The organism is Halpernia sp. GG3 (genome assembly GCF_052976925.2).
Genome location: NZ_JBRIIR020000006.1, coordinates 91,164 through 114,606, shown reverse-complemented (window position 1 = coordinate 114,606; position 23,443 = coordinate 91,164). Strand labels below are relative to the sequence as shown.

Sequence of the window (23,443 nt, the reverse complement as noted above, 5' to 3'; positions counted from 1 at the left end):
ACGCAATTTAGGGGGTAACTTTTACTTTCGCATTGTTTTCTAAACCATAATTTCCAGAAGCAATGATCTTATCTTTCAAGGTAACATTTCCCGAAACTATCTGCACAAAATTATTATTTTCCGTGCCTTTTACGATATCAATTTTTACCGCGGTATTATTATTTTTTAATTTCATTACCCAAAACTTAGTTTGAGTTTCATCAGTTAAAACTGCACTTTTCGGCACATATAAGCCGGTTTCATTTTGTTGATGTTTTAAATTAATACTGACAATTAAATTTTCTGGAATAGACACTTGATCATTTGGTTTTACCAAAACTTTTTCTGTTTGAGAAATCGGATCAACCGAAGGCAGTAATTTTGCAATATGACCTTGAATTTTTTTTCCGTCTGGCAAATTAATCTCTAAATTTTTATTATTAACGAGCATCTCGTGGTATTCATACGGCACATTCATTACAAATCCAAAACTGGAAGAATCTGTAATTCCCGCTAAAATTTCACCTTCCTGAACATAATCCCCAACTTGATGATTTAAAGAATTTACATAACCACTTGCCGGACAAGTCACTGTTGTAACACCTGAAAAGCGAAAAGATTTATCTAATTTGTTGATTGTATTTCCCAAAGCGCGCGATTCTTTTGTTTGCACAGAAAACAAAAACTGACCTTTTCTTACCGCGTCGCCGAGATTAATTTTGACGTTGGTGATATAACCTGTCGCGTTGGCTTTTACATCAGATTTTAACAAATAGGTCGCGGTTGCATTAATTGAAATCGCGTTGTCAATCGAAAGTGTATCCGTCGGAAATACCACTGAAACCGGCGTCGCAGAGTTTACTGCGGTTTCTGTAGGAACGGGATCTGCACTTTTTTTACACGAATTAAGTATAATTGCAAATACGAAAACTATAAATATTTTGAATAAGTTCATTAGGGAAGAATTATATTTTCATATTGATTTTCTAATTTTAAAACTTGCATTTTGTACTGTAAAAGTCCACTTTTTAAGTTGGTGAAATTGGTAATTGCTAAAATAAAATCAACCATTTTTACATCGCCAGTTGGTAATTGTTTGAGGTTGGCTTCAATCAAAGTTTTTGAATATTGCATTTGAGTGTTCGCAAGATTTACCATGTTTTTATACTGCGAAATTTGATTTCTAATTTGCGTTTTTTGTTGCTCAAATTGTTTCTGATAAAACGCTGTATAATTTTTTCGCGTGTCCAATTCTATTTTTTTCTGAGAAATAGACAATTCTCTTTGATGACCATCATAAATGGGAATATTTAATGAGAAACCTGCGCTTATTCCAAAATTTTTATAAGGCGTTCCGATCAAAGCAGAAGAATAACCGCCGTCCGTATAAAGAGATATTTTAGGTTGATAACTAAAGTTGATCAGTTGAATATCATTTGCTAATTTCAAACTATCTGTTTTGAAAGTTTGCGCGTAGATACTTTCTTTAAAACCATTCTCACTAACTAAATTGAATGTCGGGATTTTTAAAGGTGAAACTTTTTCCTCATTATTTCCAGAAAGATATTGTAGCAATCCGAAGTTATTTTGCAAATCTGCTAAATGTTGCTTTTGCAGCAATTCGGTTTGTTGCAGCGTTACTTTAAATGTTAAATAATCCGTTTGGCGAAAGACAGATTTTTGGGTTAATTTTTTTAAAATTAAATCTTCTTGCGAGAAAATATTAATAATTTCCTGATCAATTTTAGTCTGTTCCTGGTTTTCGTAAGCCAGAAGATATTGTTCGGTAATCGCTTTGTTTAAATTTAAGACAGATAAATTTTTCTGATTTAGAAGTTGCTGAATCGCCAGTGAAAAAGAATTTAGTTTAGTCGAATAATTCTTATTACTGATAAAGTCCCGGGAAACTCTGCCTACTAGCGTTGCATTTTTTCCATTAATAGTTGTATTTCCATCATAGCCATAACCGTTAAATTGCGGTGAATAAGAAGCGTCTGCAATTCCATTGATTTTAAAACCATAATCACGGCGCGTCTTTACACTGTCTAAACCAACAATGCTGATTTGATTTCTAAAATCTTTTAAATTGGGACTATTTCTCTTAGAAATGTCCAGATAATAATCTAGGGTATTTTCGCTCTGGGCTTTGATGAGTAAGGTATTGATGAGCGCAAATATTAATAATAGAATTGTTTTATATTTTTTAATCATGCGCGTTGACTTTCCTTAGAGAAAAATCAAAATTAAAATTAAATTCTGTATAAAACCTGAATTTTAGAAAGTTTCTTTTTACCAAATTAGTTTTTGTTTAATGTGAAAAAGTGACGGCTATCTTTAAACTGATACTTTAAGTTCAAATTGAAAGAATCAGCTATTTTTTTTGCAATTTCTAAGCCCAACCCGGTTCCATTTTCCTTGCGATTTTGACGATGAAATCTCTTAAATAATTCTTCGTGATTTAATGAATTTTCTTCTGCGGCGTTGGAAAGTTCGATTGTATTTTGATCAATTAAAACTTTTACATTACTTTCCTTTGGCGAATATTTTAAAGAATTAAGTAATAAGTTTCCCATTAAGATTTCCGCTAAATTAAAGTCAATTTCAGATGTAAAAATTTCTTTAAAATCAGTCTCTAGTCTTAAATTCTTAAACTTGATTTGCTCCTGATAATTTGAAATAAATTGATTTGCAATATCATTAAAATTCACTATTTGAGTTTCTGAAAACTGTCTATTTTCAATTTTTGAAAGTAACAATAAAGACTGATTAAGTTTAGTCATTCTAACTGTCGCATTGGAAATATCATCTAAAATTGTTGCCTGAGACGCTGAAATTCCTTCAGTTTGCCAAAATAATTCAACATTATTTTGAATAATTGCAAGAGGAGTCTGCAGTTCATGTGATGCGTTTTCAGTAAATTCCTTCTGAGATTGATAGACCTTTTTATTATTTGCGGCAAGCTCATTTAAAGAAGCATTAAGATCACTTAACTCATTTATTTTACTGCTTTTTAAATTTAAATCTTTAGAATTATCAACTCTAAAATTCTTTAACTGTTCAATAGTTTTATAAAATGGTTTCCAAACTTTTCTCTTGATCTGGTAATTAATAATAAGTAAAGTTCCTGTAAGAATAAGCAAAATTGAAATAAGGAGATAAAGAATTGTTTTCATTAAATCATCACTTTCTACTAAAGATTGTCTCACACGAACGTTGAAATTATTATGAACCGTTTTTACAGAAAACTGTAATATGCGGTAAGATTCCGTTTCCTCATCCTTCTTGTTATAAATATTATCAGTGAAAAGCTTTTCCGGCTGAGTCACCTTTGCACTTCTTTCGATATTAATTCGGTCTTCAAAATTTACAAAATTTTCTGTCGGTAAATTTTGGAGTTTTTCAGTGATCAAAGTTTTTTGATCCTGTAAGCTTTCATCTATATTATTGGTTAAGACGTTTTGAAGCACAAAGTAAAAAATTGGTAAAGAAAAGAGCATCACGAAAACGGTAACACCAATGTAGCGCAGAGAAATATATTGTGTAAGCCTCATTGCTCTTCAATTTTATAACCCATTCCATAAACTGATTTTATGAAATCTTGCGCCCCAATTACAGCTAATTTTTTTTTAATGTTTTTTATATGAGCATAAAGAAAATCAAAATTATCAAAAAAATCAATGTTGTCTTCCGCTATATGTTCTGCAATGGCATTTTTAGAAATAGTCCGATTTTTATTAATAGAAAGATAAAGTAAAATATCAAATTCTTTTCTGGTCAAATCAATCGGTTTTCCTTTAAATGAAATACTTTTCGAAACCGTATCAATTTCTAAATCATTAATTAAAATACTTGAATTTCCTTTAAATTGACGCCTTCTAATGACCGAAGAAATCCGCGCACCTAGTTCCGCAAGATGGAAAGGTTTTGGCAGATAGTCATCAGCGCCCAATTGTAGTCCTTCAATTTTATCATCCAAAGAATTCTTTGCTGAGATAATTATTACGCCGTCTGATTTTTTCTCACTTTTTAAAAATTTAAGTAGATTTAATCCATTCCCGTCGGGTAAAGTAATGTCTAATAAAATGCAGTCGTAATCAAAAAAATCTAATTTTTCTTTTGCAGTTTCAAAATTTTGCGCAAGATCACAAGTGTATTTTTCATTTTTTAGATATTCGATAATACTTTTACTAAGCTGCGTTTCATCTTCAATTAATAAAATCTTCATTGAAATTTTTTAGAAATTTACTTTAAAATTCTGATTAAAAACTGAATTTAAATTTAATTCCACAAATATGAAAAACAGTTACAAAAATTTCGACATTAAAAATAATTTTAGATACCACAAACTTTTTCTTATTTAAAAGAATTATATTTGTTATAACAAAAACAGAACTATAATGAAAAATTTATTGATAATACATTGTTTAATGGCATCTTTTGTAACAGTTGTGGCACAACAAATCAGCAATTTGGATAAATCATTTTACACTATTGAGGGTAATAAACTTTTACAAAGCAGCGTAAGTATTGATGGAACTCCTTACCTATATCCATTTATGAATGCAAATGTAGAAGGGGTGCAGGGAAGTACGAAGATGCGCTACAACGCAAATAATGACGAAGTTGAATATGAGACGGCAAATGGTAATTTAGCACTTCTAAAACAAGCTAAATTTAGTGATATTTATTTTCTGGAACAGAACATGCACTTAAAATTAGTTACTTATAACTACGATAAGGCCACAATTACCGGTTATCTTTATTTACTGGTTGATACGCCAAATCTTAAAATCTTTAAGCGGGAACATATTAATTATTATCCAGAAAAAGTAGCAAAATCTTCATATGATACTTCTTCTCCACCAAGTTTTATTAAGGCTGATGCGGCGTATTTTGTACAAAGAGGAACTTCAGGTATTGTAGAATTACCCTCAAATAAAAAACAATTAATTGAGTTATTTCCTGATAAAAAAGAAGAGATAAAGAATTATTTAAAAGATAATAAATTAAATTACAGCAATAAAAATGATGTTCAAAAATTAGCAGCGATTCTCTAGTTACAAATTTAAATTCTGCGCTAATTAACCAAACAACTAATAAATTATTTAAATTAAATAAGAAGAGCCCGATTTAAAAATTTCTTAGAAAACAGTACCATTATTCTGGCCTAAGCCTTCGGTTTTCTTTTTTCTCACCTAATTTCTTTTTATCATTCAATCTCTTTTGGATTTTTGATTTAGATGGTTTTGTTTTCAACCTTTTTTTGGGGATTATTAAAGCATCATTAACTAAATCCAATATTTTTTGCGTGGCTAATTTTTTATTTTGATATTGGTTTCTCGTTTCGGAAACTGTTAATTGTAAAACGCCTTCCAAATTAATTCTATTAACTAATTTGTCATAAATTCGAGATTTTTGGTATCCCGAGAAATATTGACTTTCTCCCCCTTTCCACATCACTGTAACCGCAGTTTCTACCTTATTTACGTTTTGACCACCTGCACCGCTGCTGCGGGAAGTTTTATAAAATAATTCTGTACTGAAATCCACCATTTTACAGCTTTTCAATTAATTTTTTAATATCGAGGCGCATTATTTTTCCAGTTTCTGTCCGTGGAAAAGATTTTAGAAAATAGAATTCTTTCGGTCTGTGATTTTTAGTGGGAAAGTTTATCAAATCTAGTTTTTCTGAAATCAGATCCTGCTTTTCGCCTTCAATTACCAAAACTAATTTTTCACTTAAAATTTTGTCGAAAATACCTACGAAAATCAGTTCAGAATTAATTTCTTTTTTCACCAGTTTTTCCAGAATTTCCGGGGAAATTTTCAAACCACCGGAATTGATAATAAAATCGGTCCGACCTATAAATTGAAACTGTTTATCGTTTACTAAATCAACAATGTCATTCGTTTGCAATACTTCAGAATTTAACATCGGTGCTGAAATTTGAAGGCAGTTTCGCTCATCAACAGTAATTTTAACCTCATCAAAAGCTGTAAAATAAGTGTCCTCATTCGGGGCGATTTGCCTCAAAGCAATATGCGATAAAGTTTCGCTCATTCCATAGGTTTCATAAACTATAGTTTTCGCTTGCTCTTCGAGTATTTTTTTTTGAATTTTTAATTTTAATTCCGTTGACACTTTAGCACCACCAATTATAAGTTTATCAATTCTTGATATTTTATCTAAAGTATTTTCTACCTGTAAAGGTGTCATTGCACAAAAATCTACCTTTTCGCTAAAATCTTCAAAAGGTTTTAAACTGGAATTTTCAATATTTAAAATTAATTTTCTTTCAATTGCACGAACTATGACCATTTTACCAGAAATATATTCTACAGGCAAACAAAGGACAGCTGAATTCCCTGACTCTAATTTTAAAAAATCACAAGTCATCTTAGCAGAGTTCCTCATTTTTTCCTTTTCAACTCGAATATTCTTGGGTATTCCCGTAGAACCTGAAGTTTGTACGGAAATATATTTTTCATCTGAAAACCAAAACTTAATAAAATCTAAAACTTGCTGCTCAAAATCATTTTTGGCAACAGTTCTGTAAAGATTAAAATCATTAAAATTGAGTCGCATTTTTTTAATTGATAGTTGATAGTTGATAGTTGATAGTTGATAGTTGATAGTTGATAGTAAATTAACTCTCTTACGTTACTAACTCCAAATTAGATGTGACACATTTATAAAAAATTTCTCGCGTGAGAGCAGAATCTAAAATATCGGAATGAAGGCGCGAGCGAAGCGAGCGCCAAAATGAGACATTTTAACTGTAGACCAATCGTTTTCTTGAAAAGGAAAACCAACAGATTTTAGATTTCAAGAAAAGGGATCGGCGCCAATTTTTCTACATTCTATTTACAACGCCAATTCCCAATAGTGCCAAACATTTTTTGATTGTCTTTGCTGTAACCGCTGATAATTTTAGTTTAAATTGTTTTTCATTTTCATTTTCCAAATTTATGATATTATTGTTTTGATAAAATGAATTGTAAGTTTTAACTAAGTCATAAGCATAGTTTGCAATCTGTGCCGGACTTAATGTTTCAGCCGCCTTTGCGACAACTTCTTTATAATTAGAAAGCTGAAGAACCAATTCTTTCTCAAAACTATTTATTTCAATCTCTTTATGAAATTCTGTATTTTCAACATAATCAGCTTTATTTAGTAAAGAAAAAATTCTGGCATAAGTATATTGAATAAAAGGACCTGTATTACCGTTAAAATCAATACTTTCAGCTGGATTAAACAGCATTTTCTTTTTAGGATCAATTTTTAACATGAAATATTTCAGCGCACTCAGGCCTACTTCTTTATAAGAAAATTCTTTTTCTTCACTCGATAAGTGCTCCAATTTACCTAATTCCTCTGCTTTTTCTTTTGCTGTCCGATACATTTCAAGTAATAACTCATCAGCATCTACAACTGTTCCTTCTCGTGATTTCATTTTACCATTTGGTAGCTCCACCATTCCATAGGATAAATGGTACAGATGATCTGCCCAATTGTACCCTAATTTTTTTAAAATTAAAAACAAAACCTGGAAATGATAATCTTGCTCATTTCCAACAGTATAAATTAATTTTTGCAGATGATTTTCTTCAAATCTTTGCACAGCAGTTCCCAAATCCTGAGTCATATAAACCGAAGTGCCGTCTGAACGTAGCAATAATTTTTCATCTAATCCATTTTCTGAAAGATCACACCAAACTGAACCGTCAATCCTTTTATAAAAAACTTTTTTATTTAAACCTTCTTGAATAATATCTTTACCTAAAATGTAAGTTTTGCTTTCATACTGAACTTGATCGAAATTTACACCTAAGCTTTTATAAGTTTCCTCAAATCCTTTGTAGACCCAAGCATTCATTTTCGCCCAAAGTGCTCTTACTTCGGGATCATTTTTCTCCCATTTTAAAAGCATTTCCTGCGCCTCCAAAATTAATGGCGCCTGTTTTTTTGCAGTTTCGTCATCAGTTCCATCTGCAACTAATTGTGCGATTTGGTATTTGTATTCCTGGTCAAATTTTACGTAATAATTGCCGACTAATTTATCGCCTTTTAAATTTTCAGTTTCGGGGGTTTTGCCTCCACCAAATTTTTCCCAAGCCAACATTGATTTACATATATGTATTCCTCGGTCATTTATAACTTGTGTTTTTATTACGTTGTAACCATCTTCTTCTAAAATTTTTGAAATTGAAAATCCTAAAAGATTATTTCTAACATGTCCTAAATGTAGTGGTTTATTAGTATTTGGAGATGAGTACTCCACCATCACGGTTTCTTCTCTATCTTTAACAATGTCTAATTCTGCTGCGATAAAGTTTAGCTGATTTAAGAAAAAAGTTTCTTTAATGTTGACATTTAAAAAACCTTTAACTACCGTAAAACTTTTAATTAAATCTGTTTTAATTAAAAGTTCATTACCTAAAATAATACCGATTTCTTCCGGTTTTTTCTGAGCGATTTTAACCAACGGAAATATAACAATAGTATAATCACCTTCGAAGTTAGTTTTGTTATCCTGCACTTCTAGTTTTACTGACTCTACCTGAAAAACAGAAATGGTAATATCTGCGAGACTTTTCTGCAGGTGTGCTTTAATATTCATAGTTTAAAATTTGCATTGCAAAGATAGGGAAATAAAAAAACCGCCCGAAGGCGGTTTAGAAATATAATTATAAACAAAGTTTAAAATTTATCCCAGAATAATTTTGTTGTTGCTTTATCACCTCCAATTTTAGAAGCTGCAGCATTAACATTTTTCGCGTTAAGAACATATTCCTGATCAGAGTATGGTAACCTAACTGGAACACCGCTGATTCTAGAACTTGTAGGATTAACAAAAACTGGATAATCTAATCTTCTTGAAAAATTCCATTCTGCAAAAGCTCTGTTATGTAATGCAACGTAAACTTCTTCACCAATAGATTTTTTATAGTTAGAAGAATCATAAGGATGTGCTGCTAAATAAGTTGCAGTATCTGCCGCTGCTACTCCATAAAAATTCATAGAGTTTGTAACGGCCATTGTATACAATGTTGCAGCAGTGCCGCCTACATTGTAACCTCTTGCAGCCGCCTCCGCTCTCATAAATAACACTTCTGTATATGTTAAGAGATTAGCTGGTAACGTAGCATCAGTCCAGGTTGCATCTTTATAATGCGAATAATTAGCATAAGGATTAAGTTCTCCAAAAACACCACCTTTATAAACACCACCTACAGTAGTCCAATAAGCAGGTCTTCTAGGGTCCATTTTACCATTCATCAGGTTAACAATCAATTCTGAGGGCACAAAATCTTTTCTACCTGAGGCTACGAAATCATCGTAGAAAGGGTTAGAGAAAATACCACCTGGAAATGAAAGTGAATAATTATCTGAATTAGCAGTCATTACGCCACTTGCGATAGCAGATTCAGCGGCAGCTTTTGAAGTTGCTGGATCGACATCTGCTAAATTAAGCGCCAATCTCAATTTAATTGAATTTGCTACTTTCGCCCACTTCGTCATATCTCCACCATAAACTTGATCAGCCGAATACCCAGCACCAGCTGTGATAGTTGGTATTACTGCATTGATTCTTTTAAATAAATCTGCATAAATTAATTTAGCATCATCATATGCAGGTGCAAATTGACCTGTACTTGCTTGCAATGCATTAAAATACGGCACATCACCAAAAGTATCAACAATAGTTTCCCACATCGTAATTTCGGCGATCTCAATAGAAGCTACTTTATTAGGAGTAGAACCTTCGGTTGCCAAATTTTTCCTAGCTTGTTCATAGTTATTTAAAACGCCATTGTAATATCTATTGAAAGTATTACGTGGTTGGTTTCTAGTAACTATATCATAATTAGTTTCATCTGCATACGTAGTTTCTGCCCACATTTGTGTAAAGTACACATAGTTATTATTATTTACATTACCTGTGTAAGTATAATAAAACTGCTGCTGTTGCCCTCTAACAAATAAGTTAGTAGAAGGCACTGAAGTTGGGTGTTTCGGATCAACGTTGAGCCCTGTAAGATCACTTGTACAAGAAGACAAGGTCATGGCTGCGACTACCGTCCCCAAAAATATTTTTGATATATTTTTCATTTTCTAAATATTAATTATTAAAATTTAACGGTAACATTAACACCAAAATCTCTTGTAGTTGGAAGAGAGCCGATGCTTAAACCTGCATTACCGGTTGAAGTACCGTTCGCAACATTACCACCTACTACAGCTTCTGGATCTGCATAAGGTAAGTTTTTGTGAATGATCCACAAGTTTCTACCCACTAACGATATTTTAGCATCTGTAAGGAATGTTCCACTAATTAAAGACTTTGGTAATGTCCATGAAATACTTGCTTCTCTTAATTTCACATAACCACCATCATACACAAATCTCGATGCAGGCATTCTAGCGTATCCATCTAGGGAACCGAAAGCTGTAGGATTTATAGTATTTGTTTGGTTGACTTGACCATTTGGATTAACACCCGGCCAAACGATACCCTTTTCTCTTACTCCATTAGCAGCCGTTTCTGGATATAAACCTGTGGCTAAACCATAGTATTGATCCACAGAAAATATATCGCCACCTTTTCTTACATCAATCAAGAATGACATTGCAAAACCTTTGTAACTAACAGTATTTCTTACACCTCCCACCCAGTCAGGTGTCGTGTTTCCAATAACGTGTTTATCTGCAGATTTTAAATATCTACCAGTAGTTGCACTAATTACAGGCTGACCATTAATAAATTGGTAATCTTGGCCAACAATTGCACCCCAAGCTTGACCTTCAGTTGCATTAATAGAAACACCACCTTGGAAAGAGTTCAATAGAATGTTAGACACATCTGTCACACCATTATGTAACAATGAAATAACCTTATTTTCATTTTTCGAAAAGTTAGCATCAATAGACCATGTAACATTTTGTGATCTGATTGGAACCAATCCCAACTGAACCTCAATACCTTTATTTTGAATCTCTCCCGCATTTACAGAAGCGGTAGTTAATCCACTGGCTGATGAAATAGGAAGATTAATAATCTGATCAATAGTTTTAGTTCTATAAGCTGCAACATCCAAAGTAATTCTATCTCTCAAGAAATGAATTTCAGTTCCAACCTCAATTTCTTTCGATCTCTGTGGTCTTAAATTAGTATTCGGCTGGTTAGTTTGATTTAAAAATAAACCTGTACCATTAAAGCCACCTGCTGAGGTATAGCTGCTTGATGTTTTGTAAGGATCCGCAGTACCACCCACTTCGGCGTAATTGGCTCTTACTTTCCAGAAATTTAACCAAGAAGGTTTTACTAACTCAGAAAGTATTAATGCACCAGTTATTGAAGGATAACCATAAACATTATTTCCTTTTGGTAAAGTTGAACTTTTATCAACTCTATAAGTTCCATCTAAATAAAATAATTTGTAAAAATCAAAAGATGCTGTTGCGAATAATGAGTTTGTTTCAGTTGTAGATTCATTTTCATTTGGAGCTAAAGTCTGCGCTGCAGAATTACTCAAAGCATATAATCCTGGTAAAATTAAACCTCCTTCCGTAGAATTATAAATTGAACTAACGTAATTTCTTCTCACATTTCCACCCGCTACACCGCTTACATTAATTTTATCTGTAACATCAAACTTATAGTTTAATAGTAAATCATAATTAATCTCATTTGAATCAACATTGGTCCGTGCATACCCAGAAGTTGCAGGATTTTGTGACTGACCAAAAGTTTGTGCAATAGCGCCAACTGCTAATCTGTTCTCAGCATAAAGTTGAGTTTTATCATAAGATACCTTTCCTAATACAGAGATATTTTTTGAAACATCGTAAGTTATTGAGGCATAACTGAAATTTCTTGTTCTATTATCAGTTGTTTGGTTTTCAAGCGCCTGAAAATAAGGATTATTCCAATAAATTGCAGTACCATCATCAAAAGCATTTCTATTCCAAGAAATATTTTGATGCCCACTTTGCTCATAAGCTCTTTTTTGTTGTAAGATGTCAACATTTACCGGCCACCATTGTCTGAAATTACTTAATGTATTATCAGAATAGTTGGTTGTTGCTCTACCTTTAGTATTTTGTAACGTTAAGGTAGTAAATACCGAAGTATGTAATTTATCGGTTAAATCATAATTAATTTTTGTACTGAATGTATTTTTATTAATTTTTGAACCCGGATAAAGACCGTTTTGCTGTAAATTGTCAAAACTAAGACTGATATTCTTACCTTTTGTTCCTTTATCTAACGAAACACTGTTACTGAATGAAAAGGGTGTATCAAAAAATTTGATTGGACCATTTTTCGCAGCTACCCAAGGCGTCGTTTTATTAAAATTTGGTGAAGTTGGATCAAAATAATCCCATGCGTAGGTTTGAAGATTTGGATCAAATTTTGGTCCCCAAGAAGCATCATCGGCATAATTCACGTAAGGAATTCCGCCAGGTCCTGTGTAAGAAAATGAAGGATCGTAACCTCCACCATACTGAGTTTGATATTTGGGGAAAGTTGATTTATCTATTTGTCCACCTTGTATCGCACTCGATAGTGTTACACCCCATGAGCCATCATCTTTTCCTCTACCATTTTTTGTAGTAATAACGATAACGCCATTCAAACCTCTTTCACCATACAAAGCAGATGCTGCTGCACCCTTCAGTACATTGATAGATGCAATATCGTCCTGATTTATATCAGATAATGCATTACCATAATCTACATTAGAATAAGTGCTATAAGTTGTAGTGTTATTAACGGGAGACCCATCAATAACAATTAGAGGATTTCCACCACCTAAACTTTTTACACCTCTAATTAATAAATTAGATGCACCACCAAAGTTATTCGTGGTGTTTACTTGTAAACCGGCAATCTTACCGGATAACTGAGAAGCAATGTTTCCCGTGTTTGTTGTCCCATCAGAAAGCACATCTGCTTTAATTTCCTGAGAGGCGTAACCTAGAGATTTTTTTTCTCTTTTAATACCTAAAGCTGTCACTACAACGCCTTCGATATCTGTTGTAGAAACAGTGTCTTTTTTTTGTTGAGCATTTGTTATTACAAATGTTGAACTCAAAACCACTGCTAATACGCTTGTTGTTAGTTTCTTCATATCAAATTAAATTTTTCATTGTTACAAATTTGCAAAACTTTTATAAGATGACCAAATCTTTTGTTAAATAATCTTAATAAATTTGCAACTTATGGACCTCATAAAATTGAATACTATTTTTAGTCTAAAATTATGGAATTGATAAAAAAACATTCACTGAAACGATTTGAAGCAGGTTGCGATGAAGTTGGCCGTGGTTGTTTGTGCGGTCCAGTAGTCGCAGCCGCAGTAATTTTGCAACCAGATTTTAAACAAAATTTTGTTAAAGACTCAAAATTATTAACATTTAAGAAAAGACTGGAATTGGACTTTTATATAAAAGACAACTGTCTCGCGTTCGCAATTAGTGAGGTTTCAGCAGAAATTATTGACGAAAAAAATATATTAAATGCAAGTATTTTAGCCATGCATAAAGCGCTTGAAAACTTAGATATTACACCAGAATTTATAATCGTTGACGGTAATAAATTTCATCCGTTTAAGACCATTCCTTTTGAATGTATCATAAAAGGCGACGCAAAATATCTAAGTATAGCTGCCGCGTCTATTTTAGCAAAAAATTACAGAGATGAATTAATGATCAACCTTCACGAAGATTTCCCACGATACGGCTGGAATAAAAATATGGGTTATGCCACTAAATTTCACAGAGAGGCGCTTACAGAATTTGGACCTACCGTTCACCATAGAAAATCTTTTCGTCTGATTTACGATTAGTTTATAAATTAAAAAGCGGGTCTATCTTTTAAATTGTTATAATGTTATACTTTTTCTTTTAAATTATCAAATCGCTATCTTCGTCACTTCAAAAAACAAAATTGACCCAAAAAGAACGAGAATTTTCTAAACTGATTGATGATAACCAAGGTTTGATCATCAAGGTTTCTCGGCTTTATACGAATACTTTGGAAGACGAAGAAGATCTATTTCAGGAAATAGTGTTACAATTATGGCGAAGCTACGACACATTTAAGGGTCAATCTAAAATTTCAACATGGATGTATCGCGTAGCATTAAACACAGCGATTACCATTTTTAGAAAGAAAAAAAAATCTCCTGAAACAGACGAGTTACAAGAATTTCATCAGGGGAAAATTTTAGAGGATGATGATGAAAAACAACAACAGATCTCCGCGCTTTACAGAAATATAAAATTATTGCCAAAAATAGAGCGGGCCATTGTCACTATGTATTTAGACGATCTACCTTATAGAGATATCGCAGAAAATTTAGGGATTTCAGAGGTTAATGCAAGAGTTAAAATGAACCGTTTGAAAAAAGTTTTAAAAGAATTAATGGAAAAAAATGTCTGATTTTAATCTTGACGATTTAAAAAAATCTTGGCAGGATCAAGATACGCAATCAAAATATGCTCCATCTGAAATCTCTCAGATGCTGCACAAAAAATCTCGTAATTATGTGAAGTATATCTTCTGGATTTCCGCGGTTGAATTTTTTATATTTTTCAGTTTAAGCGTTTTTTATATTTTTCGAGCAGAAAATGACACTAGTTTTTTAAAAATTCTAAAAAAATTAGGAGTTCAGCAAACCGTTCAGTTGCAGGAAAGCTTTGCGCATCTTTACATAGGATTAAAAATCGTGAGCCTCTTGATAACCGGCTTTTTTGTAGTGCAGTTTTATTTAAATTATAAAAAAATAAAAGTGCAGGATAATCTCAAACTTTTAATTCTTCAGATCGTAAAATTCAGAAAAACGGTGAATGTCTTTATTTTTACTAATATTGCTTTACTTATATTATTTACGGCAGTTTTAACGGTATTTATCTTCAATATATTTACCGCGCAAAATATATCTCTTACGCATCCCACTCTTATTGGTTTCATTGTCGGTTTATCTTTAACTACGCTCTTCAGCGTCGGATTAATCTGGCTTTATTACAAGATTGTCTACGGTATCATCCTAAGAAGATTGGGACAAAATCTCGCCGAATTACAAAAAATAGAAGAAGAATAAATCGCATCTTTTTCATTCTAATTAGGAGCTATTTCCCGCTTTCACTACTCGCTCTTTTTAAAATTTTTGACAAAAATTTTAAAAAGAGCTCAAACAGACCGTTTAATCGGGGCTATTTTATATTTCGTTTTTTATCAGGCATAATAATAATTTTATAAGATGATAATATTTTACTAAATATTAGGGGTGTATTGTTGTTATTTTATATAATTTATTATCATACCCCATAAAATATTGGGGCTTATAATATTTTTTTATATTTTTACGATAAATTACACAAAATTATGAGAAAATATGTTTTATCTTTTGCCTTGGTATCAGTTTTACTTTTAGGTGTTTTTTCACAATTTATTTTCCCCGAAGATTTAATATCAAAAAATAAAATCCCCAATTTTAATAGCGCAGACATTTCCTGGATGCTCGCTGCCTCTGCAATGGTTTTAATTATGACACCCGGACTGGGTTTTTTCTACGGCGGTATGGTTCAGAAAAAAAATGTCATTAGCACCATTTTACAAAGTTTTATCGCAATGGGGATTATTTCTGTTGTTTGGGTCATCGTTGGTTTCAGTTTAGCTTTTGGCAAATCTATCGGCGGCATTATCGGTAATCCACTGGATTATATATTTTTTAAAAACGTGGGAACTCAGTCAGCATGGTCTTTGGCGCCCACCATTCCACTCGCTTTATTTGCAGTGTTTCAAATGAAATTTGCAATTATTACACCTGCTTTAATTTCAGGCGCATTTGCAGAAAGAATTAGATTTTGGGGCTACTTATTATTTATTATCTTATTTTCATTATTCATCTACGCACCTCTAGCACACGCGGTTTGGCATCCAGACGGTCTATTGTTTAAGTTTGGTATTTTAGATTTTGCGGGTGGCGCCGTTGTCCATATGAGCGCCGGCTGGGCCGCTTTGGCAGGCGCATTATTTTTAAAAAAAAGAGTAAAACCCGTTCACGATCCAAGTAGAATTACATACGTAATTTTAGGAACCGCGTTACTTTGGTTTGGTTGGTTTGGCTTTAATGCAGGTTCAGCTTTCAGCAGTGGATCTATTGCTGTACAAGCTTTTGTAAATACAACCACCGCATCTGCCACTGCAGCAATTTCTTGGGGATTTATAGAAAAAATAAAAGGAAAAAGATTATCCGCGATGGGCGTTTGCATCGGCGCAGTAGTTGGTTTAGTAGCCGTAACTCCGGCCGCAGGTTACGTTTCCACAGCGCACGCGCTTGTAATTGGGATTATTGCAGTAGCGGCAAGCAGTTGGGTAGTAGATTTACGGGCAAAAACCAACATTGATGATACTTTAGATGTATTTCCCTGCCACGGAGTAGGCGGAATTGTAGGTATGATTTTAACCGCCGTTTTTGCGGATCCGCATATCAATTCTGCGGTAACTGAACCAGGATTAATGTTTGGCGAAACATCTTTATTTATCAAACACATTGTAGCAATCATCGGAATATCAATGTTCACATTTTTCGGTTCCTACTTTTTATTATTTATTACCAATCTAATTACGCCACTTCGTGTAACGGAAAATTATGAAATGGAAGGTTTAGATAAATCTCAACATGGGGAATCACTTTAATTAAAACTTAAATTTAAGTTTAAGTTTAAGTTTAAGTTTAAGTTTAAAAGTACAATGGATTATTCACAAGGCCCTTTTTACCTTAAACTTTGTTTATCATACTTTTTACATTATTTTTGAAGTATGGAAATTTCAACTTTAGGAATCGGACTCCTGATTGGTGCCATTTTAGGCGCAGTGATTATTTATTTGTTTTTAAAATCTTCTCATATATTAAGGAAGGATTTCGATGAGTTAAATGGCAATTACATAAAATCGAATTCAGATTTAGAAAACGCGAACCAGAAAATAAATGAAATCATTGGTTTTTTAAGTAATGAAAAAGAATCAAACCGTCTGCAATCGTCTGATATTTTAGTACTAAAAGAAAATTTGTCAAAAATTACCGCAGAACATTCTTCACTAAACACGCAATTTTCGGAACATCGACAAGTCCATTCTCAACAGACCCTAAAACTTGAAGATTTAATTAATGAGAATAAAAATATATTTTCTAATAATTCCCAGTTAAGCGCCATCAATGAAAATTTAAAAAAATCTTTAGAAAATCAAAAAGTAGAAATTGAAAAAATGCAGGAAGTGGCTAAAATTGAATTTCAAAATTTAGCAAATAAAATTTTTGAAGAAAAAACCGAAAAATTTACGGCAATCAATTCCGATAAATTAAAATTGATCTTAGATCCTTTTAATGAGAAAATCATTGAACTTAAAAACCAGGTCTATGAAACTTATGACAAAGAGAGCAAAGAACGATTTTCTTTAGCGGACAAAGTAAAAGAATTGGCGTTGCTTAATCAACAAATTTCCGAAGATGCCAAAAAATTAACGAGCGCTTTAAAAGGTGAAAGCAAAACCCAAGGTAATTGGGGTGAAATGATCTTGGAAAATATTTTGGAAAAATCCGGTTTGGTAAAAGGACGAGAATATTTTTTGGAACATGAGCTTCGGGACGAAGACAATAAAGCCCTTTTTTCCGAATTTTCTGGTAAAAAAATGCGTCCAGATGCCGTAATAAAATACCCGGATGCAAGAAATGTCATTATAGATTCTAAAGTTTCTTTAACGGCTTTCGTAGAATTAGTGGACGAGACTGACTCGGAAACGCATCAAATTAAAGTAAAGCAACATTTGGATTCTATTAAGAATCACATCAAACAACTAAGCGATAAAGCCTATGATGATTATGATAAATCTTTAGACTTCGTCATGATGTTTATCCCAAGTGAAGCTGCCTATATTGCCGCGATGCAAGCCGATCAAAATTTATGGAATTTCGCATATGAAAAAAGAATTTTACTTTTAAATCCGAGTAATTTAATCACTTCGTTAAAATTAGTAGCAGATCTTTGGAAGCGAGAGTACCAAAATAAAAATGCCACAGAAATTGCTGAACGCGGTGCAAAACTTTACGACAAATTTGTCGGATTTTTAGAAAATTTGGAAAAAGTCGGTAAAAATATTGATTTAGCAAAAAATGTTTATGAAAATGCTTATAAGCAACTTCATACTGGTAATGATAATTTAATTATGCAGACTCAGAAATTAAAAAATCTCGGTGTTAAAAATAAAAAAGAAATCTCTCAAAGTTTGGTGGGCCAAGCTGAAACTCTAAATCTAAATTATAATGATTGAAAGTTTTCAAAACGAGAAGATAAAATATCTGAACCGACTTTTAACGGACAATCGATTTCGTAAAAAAGAGCGTGTCCTCACTGTTGAAGGAGTTCAAGAAAATGAAAGAGCAGTAAAATATGATTTTAAACCAATTACTTATTTTATCTGTGAACCTATTTTTACTGGAAAACTGCCCACAAATTATGAGACTGTTTCCCTGAAAATTTACGAAAAATTAGCCTATCGAGGCAGTTCTGAAGGAATCATTGGCGTATATAAAACTAATGAAAAAGAGTTGGAAAATTATTTTCCCACAGAAAATGCTGCTGTAATTGTTATTGAAAGTGTAGAAAAACCTGGTAATCTAGGTGCAATATTGCGAAGTTGTGAAGCTTTCGGGATAGAAGCTTTAATTATTACTGATACAAAAGTGGATTTATTTAATCCAAATGTTATTCGGTCTAGCGTAGGTTGTCTTTTTGGGATGACTATTTTTCAAAGCGATAATGAAATGACTTCAAAATTTCTGAACGAAAATAATTTTCAAATTTTCACCACCAACATGCACCATAATGCAGTCGAAATATCCAAAAAGAATTTTACGAAAAAAAGCGCTTTAGTATTTGGAACTGAACACAGCGGACTTTCTGATTTCTGGACGCCAATTGGAGAAAACATTAATATCCCAATGTCCGGCACTATAGATTCACTAAATCTCAGTAATGCAGTAGCAATTTCCTGCTACGAAATTCTTCGGCAAAAAAAAATAAATTAAATTTTTAATTTTAAGCATAAAAAAACCCACTCGAAAGTGGGTTTCAATTTACCTGAGAGATAAATTATTTTTTTACAGCGTCTTTAACAGCTTTGTTAGCGTCAGCAGCAGCTCCTTTAGCAGCATCAGCAGCTCCTTTAGCAGCAGCACCTGCACCTTTAGCAGCATCTTTAGCAGCAGTTGCACCAGCAGCAGTAGTTGCAGAAGCAGCATCTTTAGTAGCATCAACAGTTACTGAAGCAGCAGAATCAACTACAGCAGCAGCAGAATCAGATACCATTGCAGAAGAGTCAGACATTGCAGCAGCAGTAGAATCTGTAGCGTTAGCTGTTTCAACAGTTTCAGTTTTTTTACAAGCAACTAATGAGATAGCAGCGATAGCAGCTACGAATAATGATTTTTTCATAATAAATTAAATTAAATTGTTTTACTTTGTTTTAAATTGTTTTGTTGTACTGACTATTACATCATTTCAACGGTACAAAGATAGAGTGAGCAAAAAAATTTTATTAGCAAATTAATTGTATTATCTTTGTAAAACAGTTTTACAAATTTATATAACTGATAATCAAAACATTAACCGCATTATTGTATTTTGACAGATTTAGATTTATTACATTTTGAGCAACTGAAATCAGAAGTTCAAGCCAAATACATAGAGAATCACTCCCCTTCGTTTGATGAAATTTCAAAATGGAAAGGTATTGACATCATTTACTTTCAGGAAGATCTTCGGAAACTAGCCAAAGGGAACATTAGTGAGAAGTCTTTTTATACCTATTTTAAAAATTCGCCCGTAAGCAAATTACCACGCATTGATATGCTTAACATCCTTGCTGTTTACGCGGGTTACGATACTTGGTATTGTTTTAAAAAAGAGCATCTTTTCGCCAATGAAATTCTTCATGACAACGAAGATGTGGAAACTTTAAATGAAACTGAAGTCGAAGGTTTGGAAGAAAATTTAGGTAAAAATGAATTAATTGCAGTTTCTTCCTATATTACACAAAAAAAAGAGGTAGAAAATTCTATTTTACAAGATTATGATACTGATAAGCAAATAGTTAATGCAAAAGTCTCTTTCAAAAACATTGAAGAAGATCAGGACTCAATATCAAATAATTCTTTTGTAAAAAAATACCTTTGGCTTGGTATTTCAGCGATTTTATTAATTTTAGTCGGTCTGCTTGTTTTCAAAGATGAAATTTTTAGTAGAAAATATTATTACAGTTTTATTGATGCTGACCGAAATTCAAAAATTAACGCAGAATTACAGGTTCAAATTTTGAAAGATAATGAATCCCCTATTCTTTACGTAGCAAAACCCAATGAACCATTCGTTTACACCACTAAATCTAAAACTCTCACGATGGTAGTTTCATCCCCTTATTATAGAACAGATACTATCCAAAGAAATCTTGATACTGCGCCAGACGCCGAAAACATTGAACTAAAACCGAACGACTACGCTCTTATGCTTTTTTACTATTCAAAATCTCTCAAAGATCTGAAAAGAAAAAGAGAGAATTTAAATAATCTGATAAGTGATAATGTTTTAATATATCAAGTTTATGATAATGAAAAATATGGTGTAGAAACAATGGACAAACAACGATACATTAATCTGGTAACAATCCCTTCTACCTCTTTAGAAAAATTAGAAGTGATAGATACACGAACAAACAAAGATGGTAAAATTGATATGATAAAATTTAAAATAGCAAAAGATGAAATTCCTAAATAATTTAATTTTCGCTCTACTTTTAGCAACATTACTTTTTTCCTGTAAAAAAGAAAATTCTTCCGTAAGCGATTTAGAAACTTTGCGAAAAAATAATAACAAAATAAGTTATCCCGTTACAAAAATGGACAGTGCACAGGCAATTTCGTTCATTACGAAACAAAAAATTCAGGAATTATTTGATCTTTCTACGCTTTACACTTCCGGAAATCGCGATACAGAAATAGATTCTGTCATTTATTCACAAATTAATAATTACTTTCTAGTACAGGATTCTCAGAAATTAAAACTAATTTTTCGCCAGTTAGACAGTTTAAAAGTAAAAACGGCAAAAGTTGGAAATATTGAAGTCCGAAAGGAAATGAAAAACAATGACACTTTGGATTTTGCCAAATTTAATGTAGAATATTACGATAGGAATAATAAATTAATAGGGAATTTTGATAAAAATGCGCAGTATATTTTAAAAGCATACCCTGTAAAATTCAAAAAAGAATTTAAGTTTTATTTTGTAAATTTTGATATTCCTACAAAAAAAGATAGTATTTCTGTGGGCGTAACTAAATAGTCCAACTTAATATCTGCATCGGAGACATCTTCAATTTGCTGACTTGGCGCAAATAAATTTAATCCAATCTTTATAGAATCCAAGTTTATTTTTGTGAAAAACTTATCATAGAACCCTTTCCCATAGCCAATTCTATTTCCTTCACTGTCACAATAAACTAAAGGCGTAATAACTAAATCAAAGTGATCTTCGGACTGATCGTCATTAGATTTTGGTTCTAAAATTCCCCAAGAATTCTCCAGCAGTTCTGTAGATCTGTCAAATTTTACAGAGATAATTTCTTCACCAATGATTTTTGGGACAAAAACCTCAATATTTTTTTCCCAGAGATGCTTTATTAACGGTAGTGTTTTTATTTCATTAAACTTCTTGATTGGCAAAAAACAATGGATTTTTTTTACTTCAGATAAATCAAAATGTCTTAAAAAATTTTCAAAAATGGTTTCAGAATATTTCTTAATTTCTTCTTCAGAAAAAGATTTTCGTCCTTCCAAGTAAAACTTTCGAAGTTCTGATTTAATTAAAACTGAAGAATACATTTTTTTTATATTTTATTATTCTAAAATTTTATATAATTTGTCTGACAACCGGATTCTATAAGGTATTTTAAAAGTAATTTGGTCGCCTATTTTTGTAGTGTAACAAAAATTTTCATTCGCGAAAATTTCAGTAATTGTTAATTCCTGTTCACCCGTTGTTGGTCCAGAAATCAACACTTTATCGCCAATTGACAGCTCACTATTTTCAATTAAAAACTGGGCAATTTTTGATTTGGTATAATAATGTTCTGCTTTTCCAATGAAGACTTTTTTAACTTTTATTTTTTTAATAATGTTAGTTATCACTACTTTTGCCGAAGTTGTTTTAGTTAAATCACCCGAATTTTTAAATATCAAATCCTCTGATTTTCCTTTTCTAAACACTTTATTTCCCACATCTTTTCCTTGTCTCAATTGCAACTGTTCCGCTAAAGACAAATGAATTATTTCTAAACATTTCGTAGAACAGCAATTTTCCATACCTGTTTTGCAATCATCACATTGAATAAATAATAAATGACAAGCATCGTTTGCACAATTCGTGTGATTATCACAGGGTTTTCCACATTGGTGACATTTCGAAACAATATCATCTGTAATTCTTTCACCTAATCTTTGGTCGAACACAAAGTTTTTGCCAATGAATTTACTTTCAATATTTTCCTCTTTTATTTGGCGCGTATATTCAATAATTCCTCCTTCCAATTGGAATACATTTTTAAAACCCTGGTGCTTAAAATAAGCGCTTGCTTTTTCACAACGAATTCCGCCGGTGCAATACATTAAAAGGTTTTTATCTTCTTTAAAATCCTGTAATTGCTCTTTAATAATCGGCAAACTTTCCCGAAAGGTTTCTACATCCGGCGTGATTGCACCTTCAAAATGACCAACTTCACTTTCATAATGATTTCTAAAATCAACCACAATTGTATTTGAATCTTCCAGCAACTTGTTAAATTCCTTTGCTTTAAGGTGAATTCCTTTATTGGTCACATCAAAAGTGTCATCATTCAAACCATCGGCAACAATTTTATGCCGCACTTTTATGGTCAATTTTAAAAAAGAATGATCATCTTGCTCTACCGCAACATTCAATCTAATGTCCTTCATAAAATCATAAACTTCCAAAGTTTCCCGAAAAACTTCCAGATTTTCCGCAGGAATACTCATTTGCGCGTTAATGCCTTCATTCGCCACGTAAATTCTACCAAGAGCATCGAGTGCATTCCAAGCTATAAATAATTCGTCGCGAAATTTTTTGGGATCCAGGATTTTGGCGTACGCATAGAAAGACAAAGTGAGCCGCTGTTTTCCGGCTTCATCAATAAGAATCGCTCTTTCTTCTGCGCTTAATTTGTTATACAGTTGCATGCTATCAACGTTTTAAGTGAGAAAAATATTTTTGCAAAGATAAGAAATTCAGAGTTGAAGATAAATGTTTATTGATTTATTTGGGCAGACATTTGACTGCGTCGAATGCTTATTTATTATTTTTTTATGGCAGCATTTCCGCCT

General features: G+C 32.4%; 21 protein-coding genes. 9 read left to right on the top strand and 12 right to left on the bottom strand.

Annotated elements, in window-relative coordinates:
- Window positions 1–7: 7 nt before the first annotated feature.
- From ACVBED_RS01490 to ACVBED_RS01475, 4 genes are all read right to left on the bottom strand, one after another.
- On the bottom strand, window positions 8–934 hold the full coding sequence (locus ACVBED_RS01490) for an efflux RND transporter periplasmic adaptor subunit (protein WP_473094390.1): 927 nt from the start codon (window positions 932–934) through the stop codon (window positions 8–10).
- On the bottom strand, window positions 934–2,190 hold the full coding sequence (locus ACVBED_RS01485; protein WP_473094389.1) for a TolC family protein: 1,257 nt from the start codon (window positions 2,188–2,190) through the stop codon (window positions 934–936). Before ACVBED_RS01485 ends, ACVBED_RS01490 begins: the two co-directional genes overlap by 1 nt.
- 86 nt (window positions 2,191–2,276) lie before the next feature.
- Window positions 2,277–3,530 carry a sensor histidine kinase gene (locus tag ACVBED_RS01480; protein ID WP_473094388.1) on the bottom strand — a complete coding sequence of 418 codons (1,254 nt, stop codon included), beginning with the start codon at window positions 3,528–3,530 and terminating at the stop codon, window positions 2,277–2,279.
- Window positions 3,527–4,204 carry a response regulator transcription factor gene (locus tag ACVBED_RS01475; RefSeq protein ID WP_447120805.1) on the bottom strand — a complete coding sequence of 226 codons (678 nt, stop codon included), beginning with the start codon at window positions 4,202–4,204 and terminating at the stop codon, window positions 3,527–3,529. The genes ACVBED_RS01480 and ACVBED_RS01475 overlap by 4 nt, the downstream gene beginning before the upstream one ends.
- Window positions 4,205–4,376: 172 nt before the next feature.
- Here ACVBED_RS01475 and ACVBED_RS01470 point away from each other — a divergent pair, with 172 nt between their 5' ends.
- Entirely contained in the window at window positions 4,377–5,036 is a 660-nt protein-coding gene (locus tag ACVBED_RS01470; RefSeq protein WP_447120804.1) for a hypothetical protein, read from the top strand.
- Window positions 5,037–5,136: 100 nt separating this feature from the next.
- Here ACVBED_RS01470 and arfB read toward each other — a convergent pair whose 3' ends face one another.
- From arfB to ACVBED_RS01445, 5 genes are all read right to left on the bottom strand, one after another.
- Window positions 5,137–5,532 (bottom strand): alternative ribosome rescue aminoacyl-tRNA hydrolase ArfB, encoded by a 396-nt coding sequence (gene arfB / locus ACVBED_RS01465; RefSeq protein ID WP_473094387.1) that lies wholly within the window; start codon window positions 5,530–5,532, stop codon window positions 5,137–5,139.
- A 1-nt stretch (window position 5,533) separates the two neighbouring features.
- Complete coding sequence (locus ACVBED_RS01460) at window positions 5,534–6,565, bottom strand: AMP-binding protein (RefSeq protein WP_447120803.1); 1,032 nt, start codon at window positions 6,563–6,565, stop codon at window positions 5,534–5,536.
- Between the two features lie 268 nt (window positions 6,566–6,833).
- Window positions 6,834–8,600 (bottom strand): arginine--tRNA ligase, encoded by a 1,767-nt coding sequence (argS, locus tag ACVBED_RS01455; RefSeq protein ID WP_447120802.1) that lies wholly within the window; start codon window positions 8,598–8,600, stop codon window positions 6,834–6,836.
- A gap of 80 nt (window positions 8,601–8,680) precedes the next feature.
- Entirely contained in the window at window positions 8,681–10,093 is a 1,413-nt protein-coding gene (locus ACVBED_RS01450) for a SusD/RagB family nutrient-binding outer membrane lipoprotein (RefSeq protein ID WP_447120801.1), read from the bottom strand.
- Window positions 10,094–10,110: 17 nt separating this feature from the next.
- Window positions 10,111–13,116, bottom strand: coding sequence for a SusC/RagA family TonB-linked outer membrane protein (locus tag ACVBED_RS01445; RefSeq protein WP_447120800.1), 3,006 nt, complete (start codon window positions 13,114–13,116; stop codon window positions 10,111–10,113).
- A gap of 132 nt (window positions 13,117–13,248) precedes the next feature.
- On the opposite strand from ACVBED_RS01445, the gene ACVBED_RS01440 reads away from it, so the two are divergent.
- The 6 genes from ACVBED_RS01440 to ACVBED_RS01415 all read left to right on the top strand — a co-directional run bounded on the left by ACVBED_RS01440 (window position 13,249) and on the right by ACVBED_RS01415 (window position 19,080).
- Window positions 13,249–13,833 (top strand): ribonuclease HII, encoded by a 585-nt coding sequence (locus ACVBED_RS01440; RefSeq protein WP_447120799.1) that lies wholly within the window; start codon window positions 13,249–13,251, stop codon window positions 13,831–13,833.
- Between the two features lie 101 nt (window positions 13,834–13,934).
- Window positions 13,935–14,429: an RNA polymerase sigma factor gene (locus tag ACVBED_RS01435; protein ID WP_447120798.1), complete on the top strand. Its 495-nt coding sequence runs from the start codon at window positions 13,935–13,937 to the stop codon at window positions 14,427–14,429.
- The gene (locus tag ACVBED_RS01430) at window positions 14,422–15,090 is read left to right on the top strand and encodes a beta-carotene 15,15'-monooxygenase (RefSeq protein ID WP_473094386.1); all 669 of its coding nucleotides are present in this window, start codon (window positions 14,422–14,424) and stop codon (window positions 15,088–15,090) included. Before ACVBED_RS01435 ends, ACVBED_RS01430 begins: the two co-directional genes overlap by 8 nt.
- 284 nt (window positions 15,091–15,374) lie before the next feature.
- Complete coding sequence (locus tag ACVBED_RS01425) at window positions 15,375–16,691, top strand: ammonium transporter (protein ID WP_447120796.1); 1,317 nt, start codon at window positions 15,375–15,377, stop codon at window positions 16,689–16,691.
- Between the two features lie 123 nt (window positions 16,692–16,814).
- Window positions 16,815–18,323 (top strand): DNA recombination protein RmuC, encoded by a 1,509-nt coding sequence (locus ACVBED_RS01420; protein ID WP_473094385.1) that lies wholly within the window; start codon window positions 16,815–16,817, stop codon window positions 18,321–18,323.
- Window positions 18,316–19,080, top strand: a complete 765-nt coding sequence (locus tag ACVBED_RS01415; RefSeq protein WP_473094384.1) for a TrmH family RNA methyltransferase — start codon at window positions 18,316–18,318, stop codon at window positions 19,078–19,080. The genes ACVBED_RS01420 and ACVBED_RS01415 overlap by 8 nt, the downstream gene beginning before the upstream one ends.
- A gap of 64 nt (window positions 19,081–19,144) precedes the next feature.
- Here the strand turns inward: ACVBED_RS01415 and ACVBED_RS01410 are convergent, their stop codons facing one another.
- Complete coding sequence (locus ACVBED_RS01410; protein ID WP_447120793.1) at window positions 19,145–19,486, bottom strand: hypothetical protein; 342 nt, start codon at window positions 19,484–19,486, stop codon at window positions 19,145–19,147.
- Between the two features lie 189 nt (window positions 19,487–19,675).
- On the opposite strand from ACVBED_RS01410, the gene ACVBED_RS01405 reads away from it, so the two are divergent.
- Both ACVBED_RS01405 and ACVBED_RS01400 read left to right on the top strand, forming a co-directional pair.
- Window positions 19,676–20,824, top strand: a complete 1,149-nt coding sequence (locus tag ACVBED_RS01405) for a hypothetical protein (protein WP_447120792.1) — start codon at window positions 19,676–19,678, stop codon at window positions 20,822–20,824.
- On the top strand, window positions 20,808–21,389 hold the full coding sequence (locus ACVBED_RS01400) for a hypothetical protein (protein ID WP_447120791.1): 582 nt from the start codon (window positions 20,808–20,810) through the stop codon (window positions 21,387–21,389). The genes ACVBED_RS01405 and ACVBED_RS01400 overlap by 17 nt, the downstream gene beginning before the upstream one ends.
- Here ACVBED_RS01400 and ACVBED_RS01395 read toward each other — a convergent pair.
- Together ACVBED_RS01395 and trhO are read right to left on the bottom strand one after the other, a co-directional pair.
- Window positions 21,326–21,928 (bottom strand): 5-formyltetrahydrofolate cyclo-ligase, encoded by a 603-nt coding sequence (locus ACVBED_RS01395; RefSeq protein WP_447120790.1) that lies wholly within the window; start codon window positions 21,926–21,928, stop codon window positions 21,326–21,328. The two genes, ACVBED_RS01400 and ACVBED_RS01395, sit on opposite strands and share 64 nt — an antisense overlap.
- Before the next feature lie 15 nt (window positions 21,929–21,943).
- A complete protein-coding gene (gene trhO, locus ACVBED_RS01390; protein ID WP_447120789.1) occupies window positions 21,944–23,299 on the bottom strand; it encodes an oxygen-dependent tRNA uridine(34) hydroxylase TrhO in 1,356 nt (451 codons plus the stop codon).
- Window positions 23,300–23,443 lie beyond the last annotated feature (144 nt).